Consider the following 23,547-nt stretch of genomic DNA (forward strand, 5'->3'; position numbering starts at 1 on the left):
CGTTTAATTGCTCACTAAGCCAATTAGGAACGGGTGATAGGCAAGCCCAAATCTTCTTTCAGATCAATGTGCTTCGCCAGTTCCAGCTTGGCAATCGCATTGCGGTGTACTTCATCGGGACCATCTGCGAGGCGCAAGGTGCGGTTGCCAGCCCATTGTGCTGCCAGCGGGAAATCACCGGACACGCCGCCAGCGCCATGTGCCTGTATCGCCCAATCCAACACTTGCTGTGTGACATTCGGCGCCAGCACTTTGATCATCGCAATTTCTGCTTGCGCATGTTTGTTGCCGACCGTATCCATCAGATACGCCGCCTTCATTGTCAATAAGCGCGCTGTATCAATCTGAATGCGGGATTCCGCAATACGCTCACGCCAGATGCTTTGCTCAGAAATTTTCTTACCGAATGCGGTGCGGCTGTTCAGGCGTTTGCACATCAATTCCAGTGCACGTTCTGCTACACCAATTGCACGCATGCAGTGATGGATGCGTCCAGGGCCAAGGCGGCCTTGTGCGATTTCAAAACCGCGGCCTTCACCGAGCAGAATATTCGACGCTGGTACGCGCACATTCTCAAACAGGATTTCACAATGACCATGCGGTGCATCGTCGTAGCCGAAGACAGGAAGAGGGCGTTTCACCGTGATGCCCGGCGTTTTTGCATCGACCAGTATCATCGATTGCTGTGCATGGCGTGCCGCATTGAAATCGGTTTTACCCATCAGGATATAGACGGCGCAACGCGGATCACCGGCGCCGGAAATCCACCATTTATGGCCGTTGATCACATAATGATCGCCATCGCGTTCGATGCGGGTTTCCACATTGGTCGCATCCGATGAGGCAACGCCAGGTTCAGTCATCGCAAAAGCGGAGCGGATTTCACCACGCAGCAGCGGTTCCAGCCATTGTTTTTTGTGCTCTTCGGTACCGTAACGTTCTATGGTTTCCATGTTGCCGGTATCCGGCGCGGAGCAGTTGAATACCTCCGGTGCCCAACCAACGCGACCCATGATTTCGCATAAAGGTGCGTAATCCAGATTCGATAAACCCTCTGGTGCACGGGCTGATTTAGGCAGGAATAGATTCCATAAGCCTTCTGCGCGGGCTTTTGGTTTCAGATCTTCAATGATCTGCGTTGCGATCCAGCGGTTGCCTTTTTCCAGACCATTGCGGTCGATTTCTTCTTTGTAAGCTTTTTCATTCGGATAAATATGCTCATCCATGAATCGCAATAATTTACCTTGCAGTTCCTTACAGCGATCTGAGTATTCGAATTCCATGTTGTCTCCGTGATGTTGTTGTACGATGAAAATGAATTGCTGCTATTTATTCGTCTGATATTCGTCTGTTTTTCTGACTCTGTCAGATATCGACATTACCGGCTGCCTTTATCTGCTACTTTTGCTGACGTAACTCCATCCCAATTCAGCCATAGGGCGTGCTGCTTCGCCGGATTTTTTTGCCTGCGCACTTGATGCGGTGCCATCAACATAACGTTTCATGATTCCTTGCAAAATGCCAGCCATACGGAACATGTTGTAGGCAAGATAGAAACTGAAATCTTCCTGACGGATAGTTTTACCTGTCCGCTCGCAATATTTGGCGATATATTCCTGCTCGCTCGGAATTCCCAGCGCTTTATGATCCAGTCCGGCAATTCCACGGAACTGTCCTGGTGTGACGTGCCAGCTCATGCAATGATAAGAAAAATCAGCGAGTGGGTGTCCCAGTGTTGATAATTCCCAGTCCAGCACTGCCAGTACGCGCGGTTCTGTCGGGTGGAACATCATGTTATCGAGACGGTAGTCACCGTGCACGATACTGGTATCGTCGCCTGCCGGAATGTTATCTGGTAACCATGCCATCAACTGATCCATGGCGTCGATTTTCTCTGTTTCCGATGCTTTGTATTGCTTGGTCCAGCGATCAATCTGGCGAGCAAAGTAATTTCCTGGTCGGCCATAGTCACCCAAGCCTATGGCTTCGTAATCCATAGAATGCAATTGCGAGATAACGCGATTGAGTTCATCGTAAATTTCTGCGCGTTGCGCTGGGGTCATGCCGGGCAAGGACTGATCCCATAAAACCCGACCATCGACAAACTCCATAATATAGAAAGCACGTCCGATGACTTCTTCATCAGCGCATAAGGCATATTGTTTTGCTGCCGGGAACCCAGCCTTGTTCAAGGCGTTCATCACCTTGAATTCGCGTTCTATAGCGTGTGCTGACGGCAGAAGTTTGGCAACTGGCCCAGGCTTGGCGCGCATCACATAACGCTGGTCACCTGCGCTTAGTTTGAATGTGGGGTTGGATTGCCCACCTTTGAATTGTTCGACAACCAGTTTGTCGGCGAGAGAGGCATCAAAACCTTCTACGTGTTGCCGCATATAGTCTGCCAGTGCGCCGACATCAAATTTTTGACGATCAGCAACTGGCATGGTGCCCATGAATTCTTCAAACATCGGTCTCTCCCAACGGAATAAAATGGTTTTCGTCATCTTACGCCCTGATCATACCCAAGGCGTCGTGCGGTGAAAATCTATTTTATATCAAATAATCGTACGTTCGTACTATTATTCTACTCGTGAGTATAAATTGATGTTTTTTTGTTTCTGGCCGGTGCGCTTTCACAGATATGCATCAATCGGCTGGAGTACCGACTACTCCATACCGATCAGTCTTACATTGTCAGATCAGATCAAAACAGATTCAGAATGCCATCAAGTCCGACAAAATTGAATGCCACGTCTGCTTTTGCACGTACCACAGGTTTGGCGCGGAATGCGACTGACAATCCTGAAACGCTCATCATTTTCAGATCGTTCGCACCGTCACCCATCACGATTGCCTGCTTACCCGTGACGCCCAGTTCTGCACAGATCCGTTCAACTGTTCGTTGTTTCTCATCCGCATCGACAATGATGCCGGATACTTTTCCGGTCAACTTGCCGTGATCAATCTCCAGTAAGTTGGAGTGGGTATAGTCCAGTTGCAGGCGCGATTTCATACGATCAGTAAAGAAAGTGAAGCCGCCAGAGACGAGCAGAGTTTTCAAACCGGCTTGCTGTAAGGCTTTCAGCATCTTGTCAGCGCCGAGTGACAATTGCAGTCGCTCATCGTAGACACGTTGTAACGCCAATGCATCCAGGCCTTTGAGCAGTGCTACGCGACGTGTCAGGCTTTCTTGAAATTCCAATTCCCCACGCATGGCAGCTTCTGTGATTTCAGCCACTTGTGGTTTCAATCCTTGCATATCTGCGATCTCGTCTATGCACTCGATCGTAATCAATGTGGAATCCATATCCATCGCCAGCAATTTAAAGTCTGACAATGACAGTTTTTTGTCCAGCGCCGTCACATCCAGTTCTGCCTTGAAGCAGAGTTCTTGTATGCTGACCCAGGCATCAGTATCAAGACTGACTTGTTCAAAACGGGCTGCGCTGTCATTGAGTTTGACCACATTGCCCGCACTGGCTATGTCTGCAATTTCTTGCAGTAACTGTTGGTAACGTTGATGTATGGGCTCGAGGCCCTGGAGGATGATATGCGTTGTATTCATGAGAAAAATAAATAGGACTCAATGTAAGGCTTTGATTGCCTGCTTAATCTGTGTTACGCGGCTGGCAAGATCAGGCATGTCGGCGGTGATGCGCAATTTATCCTGTCCATTCAAGCGGATGTGCTTGTTCTTTTGTACAAGTTCGATGATACGCATGCCGTCTATCGGTGGCTGCGGCTCAAATTGCAGGGTGGCGGCTTCGCTGTGGGCATCAATTTTGATAATGCCCAGCGGCTTGGCAGCAACGCGTAAACGATGGGTTTCCAGCAGGGATTTGACCTGCTCCGGCAATTTACCGAAGCGATCGATTAATTCTTCTTGCAGGTCATCAATTGCACCAGGCTTGCTGCAATTAGCCAGGCGTTTGTAAATAGACAGGCGCTCGTGCACGTCGCCGCAGAATTCATTTGGTAACAGCGCCGGTATATGCAGATTGATCTCGGTGGTGCTTTGCAAAGGCGCCGCCAGATCGGGTTCCTTGCCGTTTTTCAGCGAACGTACCGCTTCATTGAGCATGTCTGAATACATCTGGAAGCCGATTTCATGCATTTCACCAGACTGGTTATCGCCCAGAACTTCACCGGCACCACGGATCTCCAGATCATGCATCGCAAGATAAAAGCCACTGCCCAGTTCTTCCATTTGCTGAATCGCTTCCAGCCTGCGATTAGCCTGCTTGGTCAGACCTTGTACATCATGCACCAGCAAATAGGCATAAGCCTGATGGTGTGAACGGCCAACCCGACCGCGTAACTGATGCAGTTGGGCGAGGCCGAATTTATCGGCGCGATGCATGATGATGGTATTAGCGGTCGGGACGTCGATACCGGTTTCGATAATGGTGGTACACAACAGGATGTTATGGCGTTGTGCCACAAAATCGCGCATCACTTTTTCCAGATCGCGTTCATGCATCTGGCCGTGGGCGATGACGACGCGCGCTTCCGGCAACAGCGTTTCCAGCATGGCCTTACGGTTTTCTATCGTCTCAACCTCGTTGTGCAGGAAATAAACCTGGCCGCCGCGTTTTAATTCGCGCAGACAAGCTTCGCGGATCACGGAATCATCTTCGCTGCGCACGAAAGTTTTGATCGCCAGACGTTTTTGCGGTGCGGTCGCAATGATGGAGAAATCACGCAGACCTTCGAGTGCCATGCCCAAGGTACGCGGAATCGGCGTTGCCGTCAGAGTTAATACATCGACTTCGGCACGCAGTGATTTCAGCGCTTCTTTCTGACGCACGCCAAACCGATGTTCTTCGTCGATAATCACCAGACCGAGTCGGGAAAACTTTACGTCATCTGACAATAGCTTATGCGTACCGATCACGATATCGACGGTGCCATCGCCCATACCTTTGATCGCCAGATTGATTTCCTTGCCGGAGCGAAAACGCGATAATTCAGCGATTTTGACCGGCCAGTTAGCGAAGCGGTCGGCAAAGGTCTGGGCATGTTGTTCAGCGAGCAGAGTGGTCGGTGCCAAAATCGCGACCTGTTTGCCACCCATGACCGCAACAAAGGCGGCGCGCAAGGCAACCTCGGTCTTGCCAAAGCCGACGTCACCGCAAATCAGGCGATCCATAGGTTTGCCTGATGTCATATCACCGATCACCGCAGTAATTGCGGCGGCCTGATCCGGTGTTTCATCAAAACCGAAACTCTCTGCAAAAGCTTCATAATCTTTGGCTGAATATTCAAACGCATGACCGTGACGTGCAGCGCGACGGGCATACAGATTCAGCAGCTCTGCCGCCGTATCACGGATTTGCTGTGCCGCTTTTTTCTTGGCTTTTTCCCACTGACCAGAACCCAGACTATGCAGCGGCGCGTCTTCGGGCGAAGCACCGGAATAGCGCGAAATCACATGTAATTGCGCGACCGGCACATACAGCTTGGTTTCCTTGGCATATTCCAAGTGCAGAAATTCGGTTTCACCTTCACCCAGATCCATGCTGATCAGACCCATGTAGCGCCCGATACCATGGTTGCTGTGTACCACGGGGTCACCGATTTTGAGCTCAGACAGATCACGCACCATGTGCTCAACCTGAGTCACTGCTTCCTGTTTTTTTCTGCCTATGCGTTTGCCACTACCTGCGTACAGCTCGGCTTCAGTGATAAAGGCGACACCTTCGGCCAATATAAAGCCTGCATGCAAAGGGGCGATGCCTAGCATCAGGCGCGCGCTGCCAGTGATGAAATCGGTATAGCCATCACACAGCGTCAGTGCGATATCAAATTCATTGAAATACTGTTGCAGGGTTTCGCGCCGTCCCGCACTTTCGGCACAGATCATGACCCGCTTATCTGTTTGCAGCAAAAAAGCACGCAGATTCGTCAGCGGGTCATCAGCGCGGCGGTTGACGGCAATATCTGGCAGAAAACTGCTGATTTCAGAGGCAGGCGCAGCTTTGTCAATAGCAGGCAGCACCCAGCGTGCTTGCGGCTTCAGAATGGTGAAGAAATCTTCATCGCGCAGAAAGACGTTTTCCGGTGGCAGTACCGGGCGCTCCCGGTCTGCTTTCAGGAACTGATAGCGCGAGCGGGTATCGGTCCAGAAGCGTTTAATTGCTTCGTCAACATCCCCAAGTAAAGCGAAATACGGATTAGCTGGCAAATAGTCAAACAGCGTGGCCGTCTCTTCAAAAAACAGTGGCAGATAGTATTCAATGCCAGCCGATGCGATGCCATTACCGATGTCTTTGTAGATCGCGCTGCGTGAAGGATCACCTTCAAACTGTTCGCGCCAGCGGCTGCGGAAGGCGGCACGCGCCGGTTCATCCATCGGGAATTCACGTCCGGGCAGCAAGCGCACCTCAGGTACTGGGAAGATAGAGCGCTGGGTATCCGCATCAAAGGTCTTGATGCTTTCTATGCTGTCACCAAACAAATCCAGCCGGTAGGGCAGCGCGGAACCCATGGGGAATAAATCGATCAACCCGCCGCGTACCGAGTACTCGCCGGGAGACATCACCTGATTCACGTGGTTGTAGCCTGCCAGCGTGAGCTGGGTTTTGAGTTTGGCCTCATCCAGCGTATCGCCTTTTTTGAAGAAGAAGGTGTAAGCGGCCAGAAAAGAGGGGGGCGCCATGCGCAGCAGCGCGGTGCTGGCGGGTGCCAGCAGCACGTCGCAGCGCCCATTCTGGATTTCATGCAAGGTTGCCAGACGTTCGGATACCAAATCCTGATGCGGTGAAAACGCGTCGTAAGGCAGGGTTTCCCAATCTGGCAACAGGTGGCAACGCAACTCAGCGTTAAACCAGGGAATTTCGTCCAGCAGACGCTGTGCATCACCGGCATTGGCGACAAATACGGTCAGCATTCTTTGCTGTGATTTTAAGATGCTCGCGGCTTGTGCCAGCGCATAGGCATCAGAGGAACCGTGCAGGGCAGGGATTGCCAGCCTGTGGCCGGGTTTTGCTAAGGATTTGCTGAAATCAAATGGCATGCGACTAAATAAGAAGATGTCGTCAAAGGGCTTGCGGCATCAGATTGGCGGTTAAAATGAACGCTTCATTATAAACGAAGGCGCTCTTTCTATTCAGACGCCGCTGAACTTGGTTTTAACTTGTATTTATGCAGACAATATCGACCCAGCAAACTCAACAGACGCCGCAGACCTCGCCAACTCAACAGATGCAGGACGATGTGCAGTATGTCGCACTGATTCCTGCTGCCGGGGTCGGCGCGCGCATGGGAAGTCAGGTGCCAAAGCAGTATATGACGATTGGTGATAAAAGCATTTTGCAGCATACGATTGCGGCATTTCTGGCGTTTCCTTTGATACGCCATGTGTACGTCGTTGTCAGTGAGGATGATCCTTATATAGAAGCGCAGTTGGAAAGCGTACAAAAAAACGTACAAACTAAATCGCCATCCATGCCGTTTGCGCCCGGCGAGCGCTTGCGGGTATTGCGTTGCGGTGGAGCTAGTCGCAGAGACACGGTGCGTAATGGCCTGGCGGCAATCGCAACAGAACTGGGTGTTAATGACTGGGTGCTGGTGCATGATGCCGCCCGCCCGGGTATTCATAGCGGATTGTTACAACGCCTGATTGATCAGGTAGGAGCACATGCGGTCGGTGGTTTGCTGGCGCTGCCGGTGGTGGATACGATGAAGCGCGTTGTGAATGGCACCGTGCAGACTATTTCCCGCGAAGGCATGTGGCTGGCACAGACGCCACAGATGTTTCGTTATCGTTTGCTGTGCGAGGCGCTGGATGCCATCGAAGAAGTGACCGATGAATCCAGTGCTATCGAAGCAGCGGGGTATGTTCCCTTGCTGATTGAGGGGCATGCCTGTAATCTGAAAATTACACTTCCGGCGGATATATTGACAGCGCAAGCGTATCTGACTGGTGCAATTGCGTGTTCTGAATTGCCGTCGATTAATCATTGATCCATCTTTGAAAGTGCGTATGCAACATAAAGTATTTCCGTTTCGTATTGGACAGGGCTATGACTGTCACGCGTTGGTTCCAGGGCGACAACTGATCATTGGCGGAGTCAATATTCCGCATACAACAGGCTTGTTGGGGCATTCTGATGCCGATGTATTACTGCATGCGATTACCGATGCATTGTTTGGTGCTGCCGGACTCGGTGATATCGGGCGACATTTCCCCGATACAGATCCACAGTTTTCAGGCGTAGATTCGCGTGTGTTGTTGCAAGAAGCTGTTCGTCGATTGCATGTTGCTGGTTATATCGTGGGTAATCTGGATGCCACGATCATTGCGCAGGCGCCGAAAATGGCGCCGCATATTCCGGCGATGGTGCAACACATTGCGACCGATCTGCAAGTCGCGGAAGGCTGCGTGAATATCAAGGCGAAAACCAATGAGCGACTTGGTTATCTTGGGCGCGAAGAGGGAATTGCTGCCGAGGCGGTTGTGCTGGTTTTTAGGGCTGATCAGGTCTAAACTGATGCTATCCGGATTGGATTGATTGCAAAGGAAAGTACTGTGGAAAAAGAAAATTTAAAGCAATTGCTGGCGAAGTTGCACGAAGAATTGGCGCACACTGAAGAGGTGGATGGCGAGTTGAAGTCGCTGTTGCAGGGATTGAATAAGGACATTCATCATGTGCTGAGTCAGGAGAATCATGATGATCCTGTGTTTACTGCGCTCAGTGAACGTTCTCAGGCACTGACAGCACGTTTCGCTGCGCAGCATCCTAAGCTGGAACCAGCACTGCGTGAGCTTGGCATGATGCTGGAAAAAATCGGCGTTTAAGTCGTCATAAGGTGTAGTCGCTTGCATAAAATTGCAGGTCAGCGGCGAGCAAGGTGCCTGCAAACACGTTAAACACATCAAACGCAGATAGCTTCAGAAACACATCAACAAAAAGCGATAAATAAACATTTTATTTATCGCTTTTTTATTGTCATGGCTGACGCAATATTGTTTAAACAAGGCATGGTCACGAGGGGAGCACGTGCTTGTTTAACAATGATTCATAACGCCACAGGGGCAGTTTGGTGTAACTCCGGATTGTTTGCTCAATCGAAGGAGAGGTGATCTGGCGGCTCATCACCGGCCAGTGCACCAGAATTAGCTGGCAGACCTTCCCCCTTACGCACCAGTGCATCCGCATGCTCATAGACGTTTTGACATTCGGTTGCGGCAATCAGTGTTTTCACGATGGTTACTTTCCAGGCATCTACGCCCGCTGCCTGAAATTGACACACCAGATACCCTGGTTTTGTCGGGTAATAATCAACCAGCAAGCCAGGTAAGCCATCTTCTTCGGCATTGATCAAGCGCTGTGGTTGGTCTGGTGATGCTGCTTTCAGTTTGTTGATATCCGTTTTTTGTACAGCGGCCTGCACTCTGCGCTTGATCATGGCATGATCGACAGCCTCTTTTTCATCAAAAGTCCAGACTCTCGCCCGGATCTGTGACAGCGGGCTCCAGGCTGCACGTGCCAGAAACTGGCCAGAGGATGATCGCACCATGGCGGTTGTGCCAGGCTTGATTCTTTCTTCAAACCTGCCATCTACTCGGGCGACAGCCGACAGATAGATCCACGGTTGCTTTGCCAGCAAGGTTTTTTCTTTGCCTTGTTTGATCGTAATGATGAGCATGATGATTGTCTTGAGACGCAGAGGAAGGGGGCGAAATATACTACGTTTGCCTTAGCTTGTGCTGGTTGCGTTGGTGATGTGAAATATTTATTCTGATTCAGGAGCAAATCATCGCTCTGATACAATACGTCCCCTGTCTGGTTGCCAAGGAAGTCAGCATCAGTGCGCAAAGTGCAGATGCCCTGATAAATCTTGACGAGCCGTCATGTTCATAAAAGGCGTCAGAAAGAAAGGTACGCTCTTTTTATTGACTGTTCCGGCACCATATCATGCTTGCCTTATTTTGCCTTCATTTGTCTTATCGGGCAGTGTTCAACTACTTTCTATTTCTCGCATTATGCAAATCACTCCAAATACCGTCGTCAGCCTGAACTACACTATGTTTAATGCCGATGGCGCCATTATTGATCGTAACCACGATCCTATCGTCTATCTTCATGGTGGTTACGATAACATTTTGCCGGCAGTGGAAGCGGCGCTGGAAGGTAAATCCGTCGGCGATAAAGTATCGGTGACGCTGGCACCGGAAGATGGCTTTGGTGATCTGGATCCTGACTTTATCAAGGAAGAAGACATCAGCGCATTTCCACCTGATATTGAAGTTGGCATGATGTTCGAAACACGCGATCCGGAAACAGAAGAAACCATGCAATTTCGCGTCACCGCCATTGATGCGGGCGTGGTCACTGTCGATGGCAATCATCCATTGGCAGGTATGACCATACGTTTTGACGCCGAAGTACTCGATATCCGCGCTGCCAATGATGAAGAAGTGGTTCACGGTCATGTTCACGGCGAGCATGGTCATCACCACTGATCGCTGTTATACCGCTTGAAAGGCTTAAAATATACTCACTGGGAGTATGTTTAAAGCCGCCTTTGAATTTAACGACGATAAGCGTTTTTACGCCTATACTCCCGTCTTTTTCCGATGACGTCGTTAATTTGGGGGCAAACTTGAATGAGTCTGGTTGCGCAAAGATTTGAGCGCCAGCTTCATTTCAATGTCAGTTTGAATGTCAGATTTTAAGTCGATACCGCATTGCCCGGACTGACACAAAGGTTTTCGTTACTGAGAGAAATTCATGAAAGATTATTATTTTGTTCTCGGCATTGCCAGTAACGCGACGTTGGCGGATGTTAAAAAGGCATTTCGTCAGAAGGCGGCCGAATTCCATCCCGATCGCAATGCTTCCGAATTGGCACCAGAAAAATTCCATGCCGTCAAAGAAGCCTACGATGTCTTGTCTGACGATGCAGCGCGTGCTGCTTATGACGAAAACCGACGGCGTAACTTGCTGGATTCTCCTTTGGAAACCGCAACGGAAGTCTGGAAAAATTATTTATCAGGAGTACTGCAGTGAAATTGTCCCATTTTTTTGAAGATTTGATGGCGGTGTATAACGCCGAGATCGAAGATTTAAAATCTGATTCTGATGGCAAGAATGTCCTCAAGGCCCGTTTACGTGAAAAAGCCGAACAATTGCCTTTGCTGTTACCCATGATGGAAAGTAATCCTGAAATGCTGGCATCGGCATTCCATCAGGGTTTTATTTTCATGAATCCACTGGCACTGGAATCGTTGAGCAGCAAAGAAGCAAGCAAATTACCTTCATGGAAAACGTTGTCTGCTGCCGTCAAGCTGGAGCCGTGGGCTGAATCCCTGAGCAAGATCGTATTAAAAGAAGCAGGCGGCGAGCAGTTTATGGTCATTGCCGCAGCACTCGAATATCTGCATCGAGGTCAGCAATCCCGCAAGCATAGTGCCCAGAACACGCTGGAGAATGATGAGCTGGATGAGGCAAACGAGGCCGATGAAGAAATGAAAGAAAACGGTGATCTTGACGGCAATTATGGCCGCCACGGTCGTGATGATGGTGACGATGGCGATGATTATGATCTCGATGAAGCGGGCGCAGACTGGCTTGCCGAACAAGGTTTTGACCGCAAAGAATAAGGAATATTGAATGAGCTTACCTGCAATCATTGAAGCGCAAAGTCTGATAGAAGCAGGTGATATTGCCGGCGCAGAATACGCACTCGCCAATATCGCTGAAACACAGGGTGATCGCGCACTCGTCGCCGCGCTGGACGATTTGCCGGCGAAGGATTTGCTGGCGGTGATCCGCGAATATGATGCATCCAAGGAATCGTTGGTTAATTTGCTGGTGACCCCGGAGCAATTTGCACAGGCAGTCGTGCTGGAGCGTCGCTATGGCGACCAGACGCACGAGCAGTTGCGCGGCATGATCAATTCCGTCATTTTCCGCGAAGGTGCTGATCCGGCTGAGTTCTTGTATGAAATCGCTGAAGTGGATGGCGGCTACGATGCGCTTGTGGATTATTTGCTCGATCGTGCACCGATGGTGGAGCATTTTTATAAGTACGCCACCTTTGATTTGTACGAATACGGCGACGGTGCCAGAACACAGGCGCAGGACGATGATCTGATGAGTATCGATCGCGGCGATACGGAAAGTCTGGCCTCCCCACTGGATATGGCCAATCTGGAAGACCGCGATTGGATGCAAGTCACTTATTTGCTGCGTTACGAGTTGCCGGAGATTTTCCGCGAAGTGCTGATGAAATTGCGTGCCCGCTATAAAGCCTATCTGGCCAGTGTGCAGCAAGATGAACTGGAGGCCGCAGGTGTTGTTGCTGAGGCAGACGAAGAGGATGATCGTCCTAAAAATAATGACGATGGCGATGACAAGGACGATGACGAAGAGTCCGCGCTCTGATTTTTTATGTAATCACCATCATCCGCGTTCGGCACAGTCTGGATGCAGATGATGTTCTGGCAGGCGCGCCCGGTAGTGCGTCTGCCAGCTACGCTTGCTGCCATTGATTTTTCCTGCGACTTTACTTGAATCCTATGTCCGAAACACAATTTGATATTGCCCTGATTGATCAGCGTCCTTTTTTTGAGTCGGCACTGCGCCATGGTGTGCAAAAGGCGATCATCAGCAGCACTAAAATTGCCGCGATTGAAGCAGAAGCACCGAAAGGTATGGTGCAAATTGCCGAAGCATTTGGCAGTAAGTACCTGCGCCCGGAGATAGAATCTGCCCGCAAACGGATTGTGAATCTCGTCAGCCTGTATCTGCAGCAGACATCGGGCGGCGATCTGGACATCGCAGCCAAACTCATTCGCGATAACACGTTTCTGAGTTTATCGCGTGGCGGTTCTGGTTTGTTGAAAGCGTTGTTTGCCATGCCGGAATACGCCTTGTTTGGGCGCGAAGCGAAAGGCAAGACTGAGGATTTTCTGGAAGCATGGTCATTGAAGTCCGATCTCAATGACTATATTCAAGCACTGGAACACCGCCGCTCTAATGCGCTGGAAATCGAAGCAGGATTCTGGTTCGGTGAACAAATGGGTCTGTCCTCGTCTTATTTGCAGGAAGAAGATGCCGAGGCGGTATCGGTGATTCGTACAGCGTTGTTGCTGGAATTGTTTGGTGATGATGCTGCTGGATTGCAGAACCAGGTTGAATTTGCAACATTGCTTGCCGCGATCCGCAAACTGAGTTCAGCCAGGCTGACAAAGTGCCTGGCGTCATTGGATTTGTCCGACGTGCCAGAAGCTTATCTGGAGATAGTGGAACGGATCAAGGAAGAAATTACGCTGCAGGATTTGCCTCGTGTAAAGGATAAGTCGATTGCGCTTGATAAGTTGGTCTTCGAACTCAAGGATCGTTATTATCTGCGTGACCACGAAATCGAAGACACATCAGAATACGATGCGCTTGTCTCGAAAGAATGGAGTCGCCTGACCAAAGGTAAGACCGATATTGATTCCCTGATCACGCTTTTTATTTGTATTGCCGGCGGCGTTGCGCCCAAGACGAGCATGACTGAGCGTGCGGCAAAAAGTCTGATCAAACAATTCCGCCAGGATGGTTTTGCGCATGAAAAGGCAACAACCTGGATACAGCAATCAGCGCCACATGAAAAACAGGAAGGTTTGCTGGAGGACTGGACAAACTTTATCGAAGAGTCTCAGCATTATCTGATGGATGACTGGGATACAACGTATAGCGGCGCAATGCGCTTTTTGACTGCGAATTGCCATATACAAAAAACTGTCAAAAAATAATGCAGAACCTACGGCGATGGTGACGTGATATTCACTGCAGTTGACTTTCAAGAGGGTTCTGCAGGTGCTCAGCAGATATTCCTTTGATCTTCCCAAGATGCCACCTTATTTCATGCAGACAGCATCCTGGTGAGTTTAATCATTCACGATTGCAGTCTGCATAGCCTGTATGGTCTATGCAGACGTGCTACCGATTTTTTCGGCATATTACCGGCTCCTGACTGTTACAGGCTCATTTCCAGTACTTGCTGACTGATACTCAGCGTCACGTCACGTTTTTCTCCGAGTGCCACCATGCGATGTGTTTCCAGTGCAGACAGGATAGGGCTAATGTGGCTGGCATCCAGTGCATAATCGCTCAGACGGGTTTTAACGCCCATTTGCTCAAAAAAATCTTGTGTGCGGGTAATGGCAGCGTCGATGCGCGTATCTTCATCGCCGTCGCGCAAGTTCCAGACGCGGTCTGCATATTGCAGTAATTTGGCTCGTTTCGCTTCTTTGCGGACGCGTAACATACTCGGTAAAATGATCGCCAATGTTTGTGCGTGATCGATGCCATGCAAAGCTGTTAATTCATGACCGATCATGTGTGTTGCCCAATCCTGCGGCACACCGGTAGCGATCAGACCATTCAGCGCCATTGTTGCGCACCACATCAGATTGGCGCGGACATCATAATTTTCTGGTTCAGCCAAGGCTTTCGGACCTTCTTCGATCAGCGTCAGCAGCAGACCTTCGGCAAAACGGTCTTGTACTGGCGAGTTGACGGGGTAGGTCATGTATTGTTCCATGACGTGGACAAACGCATCGACAGCGCCATTGCCCACCTGACGTACTGGCAAGCTATAAGTTTTAGTTGGATCCAGTACCGAGAATTTCGGGTAGCAATAGCGGCTGGAAAACGCCATTTTCGCCTTCATTGATTTGCGGGTCACCACGCTGCCGCTGTTCATTTCTGAGCCAGTCGCTGGCAAGGTCAATACGCTGCCAAACGGCAGTGCCTGCGTGATGTTGTTGCCCCGTTTTTCGAGGATAGCCCAAGGGTCATCGCCTTCGAACAAGGCTGCCGCTGCGATAAATTTTGTTCCGTCAATAACAGAGCCACCACCTACTGCAAGAAGAAAATCAATTCCTCCCTGTTTGACGACTTCGACAGCTTTCATCAGTGTTTCGTAGCTGGGGTTGGGTTCTATGCCGGTAAATTCTGTGAATTTTCTTGTGCCGAGCGCTGAGACCACTTCGTCAAATACGCCGTTTTGTTTGATACTGCCGCCGCCGTAGAGCAGCATGACGTGCGCTTCGGCAGGAATTACTTTATTCAGGTCAGCAATGCGACCTTGACCAAACAGGATGTGAGTTGGATTATAAAAGTCAAAATTGAGCATGTGTGATTCCTCCAGAAAGACTCATATTAGCGCAAATGAGAAAAAATGATCGGTCGTTCTATTTTTATTGCGCAAGGAACAGAAAAACCGTTGGTTTTTTATGGAAATCAGGCGCTTGTTGCTGGATGATTTTTTTCCAGTCGGCGGCTGTTCTGGTGTTGATAGATTCTGTCGGCAGGGTCAGGTCTGTTGCTACACAGATCAGGCTGCCAGGAGCGCACGTACTAGATAAGGCTTCCAGCATGGCGGCGTTGCGATAGGGTGTTTCTATCAGTAGCTGTGTTTGTTTTTCTTTACGGGAGCGGTCTTCCAGTTCCTTGATACGCTTTGCACGCAAGGCGGCATCAGTCGGCAGATACCCGTGAAAGGCGAAGCTCTGGCCATTTAATCCGCTTCCCATTAATGCCAGTAACAGGGAGGATGGTCCCACGAGCGGGCGAACGGTGATATTGCGCTGATGTGCCAGTCGCACGAGATTGGCGCCCGGGTCGGCCACTGCCGGTACGCCCGCTTCGGAAATCAATCCGACATCATGCCCCTGTAATAAAGGTTGCAGCAATCCTTCCAGCGCCTGTGCCGGTGTGTTGACGTTGAGTTCGCTGATCTGAATTTCTTGCATCGCCAGTGTTAATGGATGATGCTGACCCAGAAACTTCAGGTAGGCACGGGTAGTTTTAGCGTTTTCTGCAACAAAATAACTGAGTTGCGCGGACATGGATTGTACGGTGTCGGGAATGATTTTCGCCAGCAAGCCGTCTTGTTGTCCTTCGTGGTAACCCAGAGTGTTCGGGATGAGGAATAATGTGCCTGTCATGGGTAGTCTTGTTGTAAATCGGTAAAAAGTCGAAAATAAAGTCAAATAATACTAGGGGGAGTATATTTTAACGCCGTTGTTTTATGCTGATAATCGGTCGAAAAATGAACATACTCCCTATAATTCTATAATCGGCGATGATTATGGTGCTGGTGCTGATTGATCCGATCGACTTGATTTCTTGTTCATCAGTCGCGTTCAGTTCAGCGATAAAATCGTACGCCGGCATTGCGCAGCATGTCCGTTAATGCAATCAGAGGCAGTCCGGTCAGTGCTGTCGGATCGTCGCTTTGTATTGACGATAAAATGCTGATGCCAAGCGCTTCATTTTTCGCGCTGCCCGCGCAATCGTAAGGCTGCTCAATGCGTAGATAGGCATCGAGTTCAGCGTCCGGCAGATTGCGGAAGCGGACAATGGTCTGCACATTGCGCAATTGTACTGATGGCTGCGCGTCCGGACGGGTATCGAGCAGGCATAATGCTGTGTGGAAAATAACTTCTTTGCCACGCATCAGTTGTAGTTGCTTCAATGCGCTGGCATGATCTCCGGGCTTGCCGATATGGATGCCATCTAGTGTTGCAACCTGATCAGAGCCGATGATCAGTGCGGTTTGTTGTTCCGATTGCGGAATTACTTGCGGAGTTGTTTGTTGTGTTTCGATGTTTGTCAGCGCAATAGTTGCGGCAATCGTTTCTGCTTTTTGTTGAGCCAGACGTAGTGCGGTTATCTCAGGCGTTTCGTGAGTTTGCGCCGTTTCGTCAATATCTGGAGCCAGCGAGTCGAAAGGAAGTTGCAATCGGGATAATAATTCGCGGCGATAAACTGAACTGGATGCCAGAATCAGTCGCGGGTTGGTTGGCACATCAGGCCGGCGGTTCGTCATATTCAGAGAAATAAGCAATAAATAGCAGGTGTAACAGCACGCATAAGTGTTTTGGCATTAAAAAATGCCTGCAAGTCTTTGACTAACAAGGGTGAGTGCTGTTATTATCGCAGGTTTTCTGGGTTCAAATAATCCTATGCAAGCTTTTGTGATTGACGCTTTCGCGTATTGTCGGCTCGAAGAGCAACGTTCAGGAAGCATTTTGGTCGCAGATTTGCCCCGGCTTTCAGGTGAATGCGCCAACACCGAGGGTGCGTTGAACTGGTCTCTGTCAGGCGGTAAAGACGGGCTAGGTCATCCGCAGCTTATCTTAAGCGTGACTGGAAGCGTGAATCTGATGTGTCAGCGCTGTTTGACACCGCTTGCATTTGAGATTGACTCAGAATCTATATTGATCCTCGCCAAAAATGAAGAAAATGCAGATGAAATTGATGCATTGCTTGATGATGACGAGGTCGATGTTGTAGTAGGTAGCAAGGCATTCGACGTTAATGATTTAATCGAGGATGAAGCGCTGCTGGCAATACCCCAATCGCCCAAACATGCAGTATGCCCGGATGTATCGTTGGCTTCAGCAAATACTACTGCAGCGATTGAAGCAGGAGTCAGCAAGAAGGAATCACCTTTTGCTGTGTTGAAGAAAATCAATGGGCGTACCTAGTGGCATTATTCTGAAAAAACACTCAGGTCGAAGTATTGTTAGGGATTCTTGGTTGGTGGAATGCATATTCTTCAACCAGGTGTGTTAAATTTTTAGAAACATTTTTTGAAGTATTAGGAGTTATCATGGCAGTTCAGCAAAACAAAAAGTCCCCATCCAAGCGTGGCATGCACCGTTCCCACGATTTCCTGACTGCACCACAGTTAGGTATCGAGCCAACAACTGGTGAGACACATCTGCGTCACCACATCAGCCCTAACGGCTTTTATCGTGGTCGTAAAGTATTGAAAACCAAGAACGACGAGTAATCCTGTTCCAGGTTTAAAAACGGCGTGACGAGTCCTGTACTTGGCGCCGTTTTTTTATGTCTTTTCGCATCGTTTTCCCTGTTTTTTCGCGGTGTTCATTTAAATCAAAAGCACTATCTCAGACCAATCATTTCAGGTGATTGACAGATAGTTTTTTTGATTTGAAATGAATTGTGGGTTGATTGGATATTTATTTGGGATAAATTTCTGCTCAGTTTGATACACTAGCCGTTTCGAAATGAAGTTTCGCATCACTACATGACAATAAAAATTTCCATCGATTGCATGGGCGGGGATCATGGCCCGGCAGTCACCGTAGCGGCTGCAGTCGCATTCGCTCATCGTGAACCTGATGTTGAATTCCTGTTGGTTGGCCTCGAGTCAGATATTCAGACAGAACTGAAGAAGCATCACGCATTGAACCATCCACGCTTGAGCATCATTCACGCTTCCGAAGTAGTTGAAATGGATGACCCTATTGAAGTTGCCTTGCGCCGCAAAAAAGACTCCTCAATGCGGGTTGCCGTTACTCTGGTAAAGGACGGTTCTGCGCAAGCATGCGTTTCGGCGGGCAATACCGGGGCATTAATGGCAGTATCGCGCTATGTCCTTAAGACAATGCAGGGGGTTGATCGTCCAGCCATCTGCAGTATTTTGCCTAACCAGAAAAATCTCCCTACGTACATGCTGGACCTCGGTGCCAATGTCGATTGTGAGCCGGTACATTTACATCAGTTTGCCATCATGGGATCTGCCCTGGTGTCTGCACTGGAGGGAAAAGAAAAGCCGAGTATCGGTCTCTTGAATGTCGGGGAAGAAGATATTAAAGGCAATGATGTCGTCAAAAAGACAGCGCAATTGCTGCGTGCAGATCACGAATCCGGCTTGCTGAATTTTTATGGCAACGTAGAGGGAAATGATATCTTCGAAGGTACGACCGATATCGTGGTGTGCGATGGCTTTGTCGGCAATGTGACCCTGAAGGCAGCGGAAGGCATGGGACGCTTTGTCAAAATTGCGTTGACCAGCTCCTTCAAAAGCAGCTTTCTGAACATGCTGGGCGCCTTTATTGCGCGAGGTGCATTGAAGTCAATTTCACGCACTATGAATCCCTCCAACTATAATGGCGGCAGTTTATTGGGATTGCGCGGATTGGTTTTTAAAAGTCATGGTAGCGCAGATAAATACAGTTACGAGTGGGCAATACAGCGTGCATTCGATGCCGCAAAGAATGATGTATTGGCACGTATTTCTACATCAATGGCAAAATTGATGCCCATCACCGAGGTGGTTGCGTCAGATGTCAATGAACTCATCAAACAGAAAATCGCATGACTTTTTTCAGTAAAATTATCGGTACAGGCAGTTACCTGCCACCTAAAAAAGTAACGAACCAAGAGCTGGCCGAGCAACTGGCATCCAAGGGCATAGAAACTTCCGATGAGTGGATTTTTTCTCGCAGCGGCATTTCTGCCCGTCATTATGCTGAGCCCGATGTGTCGTCAAGCGATCTGGCGGTGGAGGCGGCAAAGCGAGCAATAGAAGCTTCCGGCTTGCAGGCGAATGATATCGATCTGATTATCCTCGCCACTTCAACTCCCGATTTCTTCGGCGGCTTTCCAAGCACGGCATGCGTAGTACAGCACAAGCTGGGAATCACGAACGGCGCTGCCGCGATGGATGTGCAGGCTGTTTGCAGTGGATTTATGTATGCCATGTCGGTTGCTGACAGCATGATTAAGTCTGGCGCGCATAAAAATGTTCTGGTGATCGGTGCGGAAGTTTTTTCCCGCATCTTAAACTTCGAAGATCGTACAACTTGTGTTTTGTTCGGTGATGGCGCTGGTGCGATCGTCATGTCTCGTTCGGAGGAGCCAGGTGTTCTGGCCACTAAATTGCATGCCGACGGTAGTTATGCCCACATTCTCTGTGTACCGGGCAATGTGCAGGGCGGCGTAGTTGCTGGTAGCGCGTTCCTGTATATGGACGGGCAGGCTGTATTTAAACTGGCGGTGTCGTTATTGGAAAAAGTCGCCAATGAGGCTTTGGAGATGGCAGGCTTGCAAGCATCGGAGATCGATTGGCTGATCCCGCATCAGGCTAACATCCGCATTATGCAAAGTACCGCAAAAAAAATGCGTATGCCAATGGATAAGGTTGTTGTAACAGTCGATCAGCATGGCAATACCTCTGCTGCGTCTATTCCTCTGGCACTGGATTTGGCTGTGCGCGATGGGCGTGTCAAACCTGGACAAAAAGTACTGCTGGAGGGTGTCGGTGGTGGTTTTACCTGGGGCGCTGCCATTGTTCAAATCTGAGAGCAACATAATTCACGAAAGACGTAAATTAAAATGACCCAATTCGCATTTGTTTTCCCTGGACAGGGCTCGCAAGCCATCGGTATGTTAAATGGTTTTGCGGGGAACTCTGTGGTGCAGCAAACGGTTGCAGAAGCATCTGATGCACTGCAAATGGATATAGGCAAATTAATTGCTGAAGGCCCTAAAGAGGCGCTTGATTTAACCACCAATACACAGCCAGTCATGCTGACAGCCGCCGTAGCTAGTTATCGTGCATGGATTGCTGCCGGAGGCGCTGTGCCAAAGATGGTTGCTGGCCATAGCCTTGGTGAATATTCGGCTTTGGTCGCCGCTGGCGTGATTGCATTCAAGGACGCAGTTCCTCTGGTGCGTTTCAGGGCTCAGGCAATGCAGGATGCAGTTCCTGTAGGGCAGGGCGGGATGGCTGCCATTCTGGGGCTGTCGGATGAAGACGTAAAAGCTGCATGTGCGGAAGCCGCTACGCCCAGCGAAGTGGTGGAGGCCGTGAATTTTAATGCTCCTGCGCAGGTTGTTATTGCCGGTAGCAAGGCTGCCGTTGAGCGTGCTTGCGAAATTGCCAAGGCAAAAGGGGCCAAACGTGCATTGCCGTTGCCTGTATCTGCTCCATTTCACTCTTCGCTGTTAAAGCCTGCCTCGGATAAGTTGCGTGAATATCTTGCTGGTATTGCGTTCTCGACGCCTGAGATTGCGCTGATCAATAATGTTGATGTTGCCGTCCGCCAGACGGCAGAAGAAATCAAAGATGCTTTGGTGCGTCAGGCAGCCAGCCCCGTGCGTTGGGTTGAGACTGTTCAAAAAATGCAATCGGATGGCATCACGCACATCATTGAATGCGGTCCAGGCAAGGTTCTCGCCGGACTCACAAAGCGCATTCACGCAGATGTGACTGGGGATGCGATATTTGATCAGGCAACATTGGAAAAAGTACTGGAATTATTAAAATGACTCAACAATTAGCAAATCAGGTCGCGCTTGTCACAGGCGCATCCCGCGGTATCGGTAAAGCCATCGCCATTGCCCTCGCCAGTGCGGGTGCTAAAGTCATTGGCACAGCGACTACAGAGCAAGGGGCAGCAGCCATTTCGGAATACCTTGCTGAAGTTGCACCGGATGCTGGTAAGGGTATTGCATTTAACGTCAATGATGTTGAGCGCTGCTCAAGTCTGGTCGATGAAATTCAAAAGGAATTTGGTGGGCTGTCGATTCTGGTCAACAATGCCGGAATCACTCAGGATCAACTTGCTATGCGTATGAAAGAAGAAGACTGGGACAATGTCATTGCCACTAATCTGACTTCAGTGGCACGACTATCCCGGGCTGTGTTGCGTGGCATGATGAAGGCAAAACATGGCCGTATCATCAATATTACCTCTGTTGTAGGCTCCTCCGGCAACCCGGGGCAAATGAACTATGCTGCCGCAAAGGCTGGCGTAGCAGGAATGAGTCGTGCATTGGCACGCGAAATTGGCAGCCGCAACATCACGGTCAATTGCATAGCGCCAGGTTTTATTGATACTGATATGACTAAAGCACTGACGGACGAGCAAAAAACTGCGATTTTGTCGCAAATTCCGATGGCAAAACTGGGGCGCCCTGAAGATATTGCTGCTGCAACGGTATTTCTGGCGTCATCGGACGCTGGTTACATCACTGGTACAACGCTGCATGTTAATGGCGGAATGTACTTGGCGTAATTTTTTATTGATATTTATCAGTAATTTCGCCGAAAATAACCGGAGTTATTGCTGAAAATGCAGAGTTTGCTTTTTTTGCGCACAAACCTGCTAAAATGCGCGCACTTTCTGTAAGCCCTTATTTTTGATTTTTTCACTGGAGATACACATGTCCGATATCGAACAACGCGTTAAGAAAATCGTCGCCGAACAACTGGGCGTCGCTGAAGCTGACATCAAAATTGAATCCTCATTCGTTGATGATTTGGGTGCAGATTCACTCGATACAGTTGAATTGGTAATGGCTCTCGAAGACGAATTCGAAATGGAAATCCCTGATGAGCAAGCTGAAAAAATTACAACAGTGCAACAAGCGATTGACTACGCTACTGCACACGTAAAAGCGTAATTTTTATCTCTTTTTTAAATCCAGGAGAAACGCTTGAGTAGTTCGCCTAAACGTCGTGTCGTTGTTACAGGACTTGGCTGTATCTCACCAGTGGGCAATACGATTGCTACTGCTTGGGATGCGGTCAAAGCAGGTCAATCCGGTATTGCAACGATCACCAAATTTGACGCAACTCCTTTCACCACGCATTTTGCAGGTGAGGTCAAGGGCTTTAATGTGGAGGAATACATTCCTGCCAAAGAAGCCCGGAATATGGATACTTTCATTCACTTCGGTATTGCTGCGGGGATGCAGGCGTTTCAGGATTGTGGACTTTCTGTTACTGAAGAAAATGCTGAACGTATCGGTGTTATTGTTGGTTCTGGTATCGGCGGCTTGCCTCTGATCGAAAATACCAAAGAAACACTGATCGAGCGTGGCCCACGTCGTATCAGCCCTTTCTTCGTCCCTGCTTCGATCATCAATATGATTTCTGGTCATTTGTCGATTAAGTACGGTCTGAAAGGGCCGAACCTGGCGATTGTGACTGCATGTACGACCGGTCTTCATTGCATAGGATCTGCTGCACGCATGATCGAATATGGTGATGCAGATGTCATGATTGCTGGCGGTGCTGAATCAACCATTTCCCCTTTAGGTTTGGGTGGATTTGCTTCTGCACGTGCACTTTCTTCGCGCAACGATGACCCTCAGACTGCATCCAGACCTTGGGATAAAGACCGTGATGGCTTTGTCTTGGGTGAGGGTGCTGGTGTAATGGTGTTAGAGGAATATGAACATGCCAAGGCTCGCGGTGCCAAGATTTATGCTGAAGTTATTGGCTTTGGCATGACTGGCGATGCGTATCATATTACCTCGCCGAGCATGGATGGGCCGAGACGTAGTATGGTCAATGCCATGAAAAACGCTAAACTGAACCCTGATCAGATTCAGTATTTGAATGCGCACGGTACATCTACACCTCTTGGTGATAAAAATGAAACGGAAGCAATCAAGGCAACTTTTGGTGACTATGCCTACAAGTTGACAGTGAATTCGACCAAATCCATGACGGGTCATTTATTGGGTGGTGCAGGTGGCTTGGAGTCGGTATTTACGGTTTTGGCGATGTATGATCAGATTTCTCCACCAACGATCAATATTTTTAATCAAGATCCTGAATGTGATCTGGATTACTGTGCAAACACAGCCAGAGACATGAAGATTGATTTCGCGATGAAGAATTCATTTGGTTTCGGTGGAACAAACGGTACTTTGATTTTTGCCAAAGTTTGACGAATCGAAAACTCATATAAGCACTTCATTTCGTAAGGGATGAAGT

General features: G+C 49.3%; 24 protein-coding genes. 16 read left to right on the forward strand and 8 right to left on the reverse strand.

What is annotated here, in order from left to right; all coding sequences use genetic code 11:
• Positions 1–23: 23 nt before the first annotated feature.
• The 4 genes from ACO0LB_RS18695 to mfd form a co-directional block, all read right to left on the reverse strand.
• Entirely contained in the window at positions 24–1,283 is a 1,260-nt protein-coding gene (locus ACO0LB_RS18695) for an acyl-CoA dehydrogenase family protein (RefSeq protein WP_423051857.1), read from the reverse strand.
• Between the two features lie 108 nt (positions 1,284–1,391).
• Positions 1,392–2,468 (reverse strand): phosphotransferase, encoded by a 1,077-nt coding sequence (locus tag ACO0LB_RS18700; protein WP_423051950.1) that lies wholly within the window; start codon positions 2,466–2,468, stop codon positions 1,392–1,394.
• Positions 2,469–2,704: 236 nt separating this feature from the next.
• Positions 2,705–3,565, reverse strand: coding sequence for a phosphoserine phosphatase SerB (serB, locus tag ACO0LB_RS18705; RefSeq protein WP_423051859.1), 861 nt, complete (start codon positions 3,563–3,565; stop codon positions 2,705–2,707).
• Positions 3,566–3,583: 18 nt separating this feature from the next.
• A complete protein-coding gene (gene mfd / locus ACO0LB_RS18710; RefSeq protein ID WP_423051860.1) occupies positions 3,584–7,015 on the reverse strand; it encodes a transcription-repair coupling factor in 3,432 nt (1,143 codons plus the stop codon).
• Positions 7,016–7,143: 128 nt separating this feature from the next.
• Between mfd and ispD the strand changes: the two genes are divergently transcribed.
• From ispD to ACO0LB_RS18725, 3 genes are read left to right on the forward strand one after another with little or no spacing between them, the layout of a single operon-like run.
• On the forward strand, positions 7,144–7,965 hold the full coding sequence (ispD, locus tag ACO0LB_RS18715) for a 2-C-methyl-D-erythritol 4-phosphate cytidylyltransferase (protein ID WP_423051862.1): 822 nt from the start codon (positions 7,144–7,146) through the stop codon (positions 7,963–7,965).
• A gap of 19 nt (positions 7,966–7,984) precedes the next feature.
• Positions 7,985–8,488, forward strand: coding sequence for a 2-C-methyl-D-erythritol 2,4-cyclodiphosphate synthase (gene ispF / locus ACO0LB_RS18720; protein WP_423051864.1), 504 nt, complete (start codon positions 7,985–7,987; stop codon positions 8,486–8,488).
• A 42-nt stretch (positions 8,489–8,530) separates the two neighbouring features.
• A complete protein-coding gene (locus ACO0LB_RS18725) occupies positions 8,531–8,800 on the forward strand; it encodes a DUF4404 family protein (RefSeq protein ID WP_423051866.1) in 270 nt (89 codons plus the stop codon).
• Between the two features lie 266 nt (positions 8,801–9,066).
• On the opposite strand, the gene ACO0LB_RS18730 is transcribed toward ACO0LB_RS18725, so the two are convergent.
• Positions 9,067–9,651, reverse strand: coding sequence for an SAM-dependent methyltransferase (locus tag ACO0LB_RS18730; RefSeq protein ID WP_423051868.1), 585 nt, complete (start codon positions 9,649–9,651; stop codon positions 9,067–9,069).
• Positions 9,652–9,856: 205 nt separating this feature from the next.
• Here ACO0LB_RS18730 and ACO0LB_RS18735 point away from each other — a divergent pair, with 205 nt between their 5' ends.
• The 5 genes from ACO0LB_RS18735 (at position 9,857) to ACO0LB_RS18755 (ending at position 13,750) form a co-directional block, all read left to right on the forward strand.
• Positions 9,857–10,468 (forward strand): FKBP-type peptidyl-prolyl cis-trans isomerase, encoded by a 612-nt coding sequence (locus ACO0LB_RS18735; protein WP_423051870.1) that lies wholly within the window; start codon positions 9,857–9,859, stop codon positions 10,466–10,468.
• A 268-nt stretch (positions 10,469–10,736) separates the two neighbouring features.
• Positions 10,737–11,015 carry a DnaJ domain-containing protein gene (locus ACO0LB_RS18740; protein ID WP_423051872.1) on the forward strand — a complete coding sequence of 93 codons (279 nt, stop codon included), beginning with the start codon at positions 10,737–10,739 and terminating at the stop codon, positions 11,013–11,015.
• Entirely contained in the window at positions 11,012–11,608 is a 597-nt protein-coding gene (locus ACO0LB_RS18745; protein WP_423051874.1) for a hypothetical protein, read from the forward strand. The genes ACO0LB_RS18740 and ACO0LB_RS18745 overlap by 4 nt, the downstream gene beginning before the upstream one ends.
• A 10-nt stretch (positions 11,609–11,618) precedes the next feature.
• Positions 11,619–12,392 carry a hypothetical protein gene (locus ACO0LB_RS18750; protein WP_423051875.1) on the forward strand — a complete coding sequence of 258 codons (774 nt, stop codon included), beginning with the start codon at positions 11,619–11,621 and terminating at the stop codon, positions 12,390–12,392.
• A gap of 134 nt (positions 12,393–12,526) precedes the next feature.
• Positions 12,527–13,750, forward strand: coding sequence for a hypothetical protein (locus tag ACO0LB_RS18755; RefSeq protein WP_423051877.1), 1,224 nt, complete (start codon positions 12,527–12,529; stop codon positions 13,748–13,750).
• A gap of 224 nt (positions 13,751–13,974) precedes the next feature.
• On the opposite strand, the gene ACO0LB_RS18760 is transcribed toward ACO0LB_RS18755, so the two are convergent.
• The 3 genes from ACO0LB_RS18760 to ACO0LB_RS18770 all read right to left on the reverse strand — a co-directional run bounded on the left by ACO0LB_RS18760 (position 13,975) and on the right by ACO0LB_RS18770 (position 16,833).
• A complete protein-coding gene (locus ACO0LB_RS18760) occupies positions 13,975–15,135 on the reverse strand; it encodes an iron-containing alcohol dehydrogenase (RefSeq protein WP_423051879.1) in 1,161 nt (386 codons plus the stop codon).
• A 64-nt stretch (positions 15,136–15,199) separates the two neighbouring features.
• Positions 15,200–15,949, reverse strand: a complete 750-nt coding sequence (locus ACO0LB_RS18765; protein ID WP_423051881.1) for an SAM-dependent methyltransferase — start codon at positions 15,947–15,949, stop codon at positions 15,200–15,202.
• Positions 15,950–16,152: 203 nt separating this feature from the next.
• Positions 16,153–16,833: a Maf family nucleotide pyrophosphatase gene (locus ACO0LB_RS18770; protein WP_423051882.1), complete on the reverse strand. Its 681-nt coding sequence runs from the start codon at positions 16,831–16,833 to the stop codon at positions 16,153–16,155.
• A gap of 136 nt (positions 16,834–16,969) precedes the next feature.
• On the opposite strand from ACO0LB_RS18770, the gene ACO0LB_RS18775 reads away from it, so the two are divergent.
• The 8 genes from ACO0LB_RS18775 (at position 16,970) to fabF (ending at position 23,501) form a co-directional block, all read left to right on the forward strand.
• Complete coding sequence (locus ACO0LB_RS18775; RefSeq protein WP_423051884.1) at positions 16,970–17,494, forward strand: YceD family protein; 525 nt, start codon at positions 16,970–16,972, stop codon at positions 17,492–17,494.
• 125 nt (positions 17,495–17,619) lie between these two features.
• Positions 17,620–17,802: a 50S ribosomal protein L32 gene (gene rpmF, locus ACO0LB_RS18780; protein WP_162018712.1), complete on the forward strand. Its 183-nt coding sequence runs from the start codon at positions 17,620–17,622 to the stop codon at positions 17,800–17,802.
• Positions 17,803–18,060: 258 nt separating this feature from the next.
• Complete coding sequence (plsX, locus tag ACO0LB_RS18785) at positions 18,061–19,137, forward strand: phosphate acyltransferase PlsX (RefSeq protein ID WP_423051886.1); 1,077 nt, start codon at positions 18,061–18,063, stop codon at positions 19,135–19,137.
• A complete protein-coding gene (locus ACO0LB_RS18790; RefSeq protein ID WP_423051888.1) occupies positions 19,134–20,120 on the forward strand; it encodes a beta-ketoacyl-ACP synthase III in 987 nt (328 codons plus the stop codon). The genes plsX and ACO0LB_RS18790 overlap by 4 nt, the downstream gene beginning before the upstream one ends.
• Before the next feature lie 33 nt (positions 20,121–20,153).
• Complete coding sequence (gene fabD / locus ACO0LB_RS18795; protein ID WP_423051890.1) at positions 20,154–21,089, forward strand: ACP S-malonyltransferase; 936 nt, start codon at positions 20,154–20,156, stop codon at positions 21,087–21,089.
• Entirely contained in the window at positions 21,086–21,838 is a 753-nt protein-coding gene (gene fabG / locus ACO0LB_RS18800; RefSeq protein WP_423051894.1) for a 3-oxoacyl-ACP reductase FabG, read from the forward strand. The genes fabD and fabG overlap by 4 nt, the downstream gene beginning before the upstream one ends.
• A gap of 148 nt (positions 21,839–21,986) precedes the next feature.
• Positions 21,987–22,226 carry an acyl carrier protein gene (gene acpP / locus ACO0LB_RS18805; protein WP_008449912.1) on the forward strand — a complete coding sequence of 80 codons (240 nt, stop codon included), beginning with the start codon at positions 21,987–21,989 and terminating at the stop codon, positions 22,224–22,226.
• Positions 22,227–22,259: 33 nt separating this feature from the next.
• On the forward strand, positions 22,260–23,501 hold the full coding sequence (gene fabF, locus ACO0LB_RS18810) for a beta-ketoacyl-ACP synthase II (RefSeq protein ID WP_423051896.1): 1,242 nt from the start codon (positions 22,260–22,262) through the stop codon (positions 23,499–23,501).
• Positions 23,502–23,547 lie beyond the last annotated feature (46 nt).

The organism is Undibacterium sp. SXout7W, assembly GCF_049339385.1.
GTDB lineage: Bacteria > Pseudomonadota > Gammaproteobacteria > Burkholderiales > Burkholderiaceae_D > Undibacterium.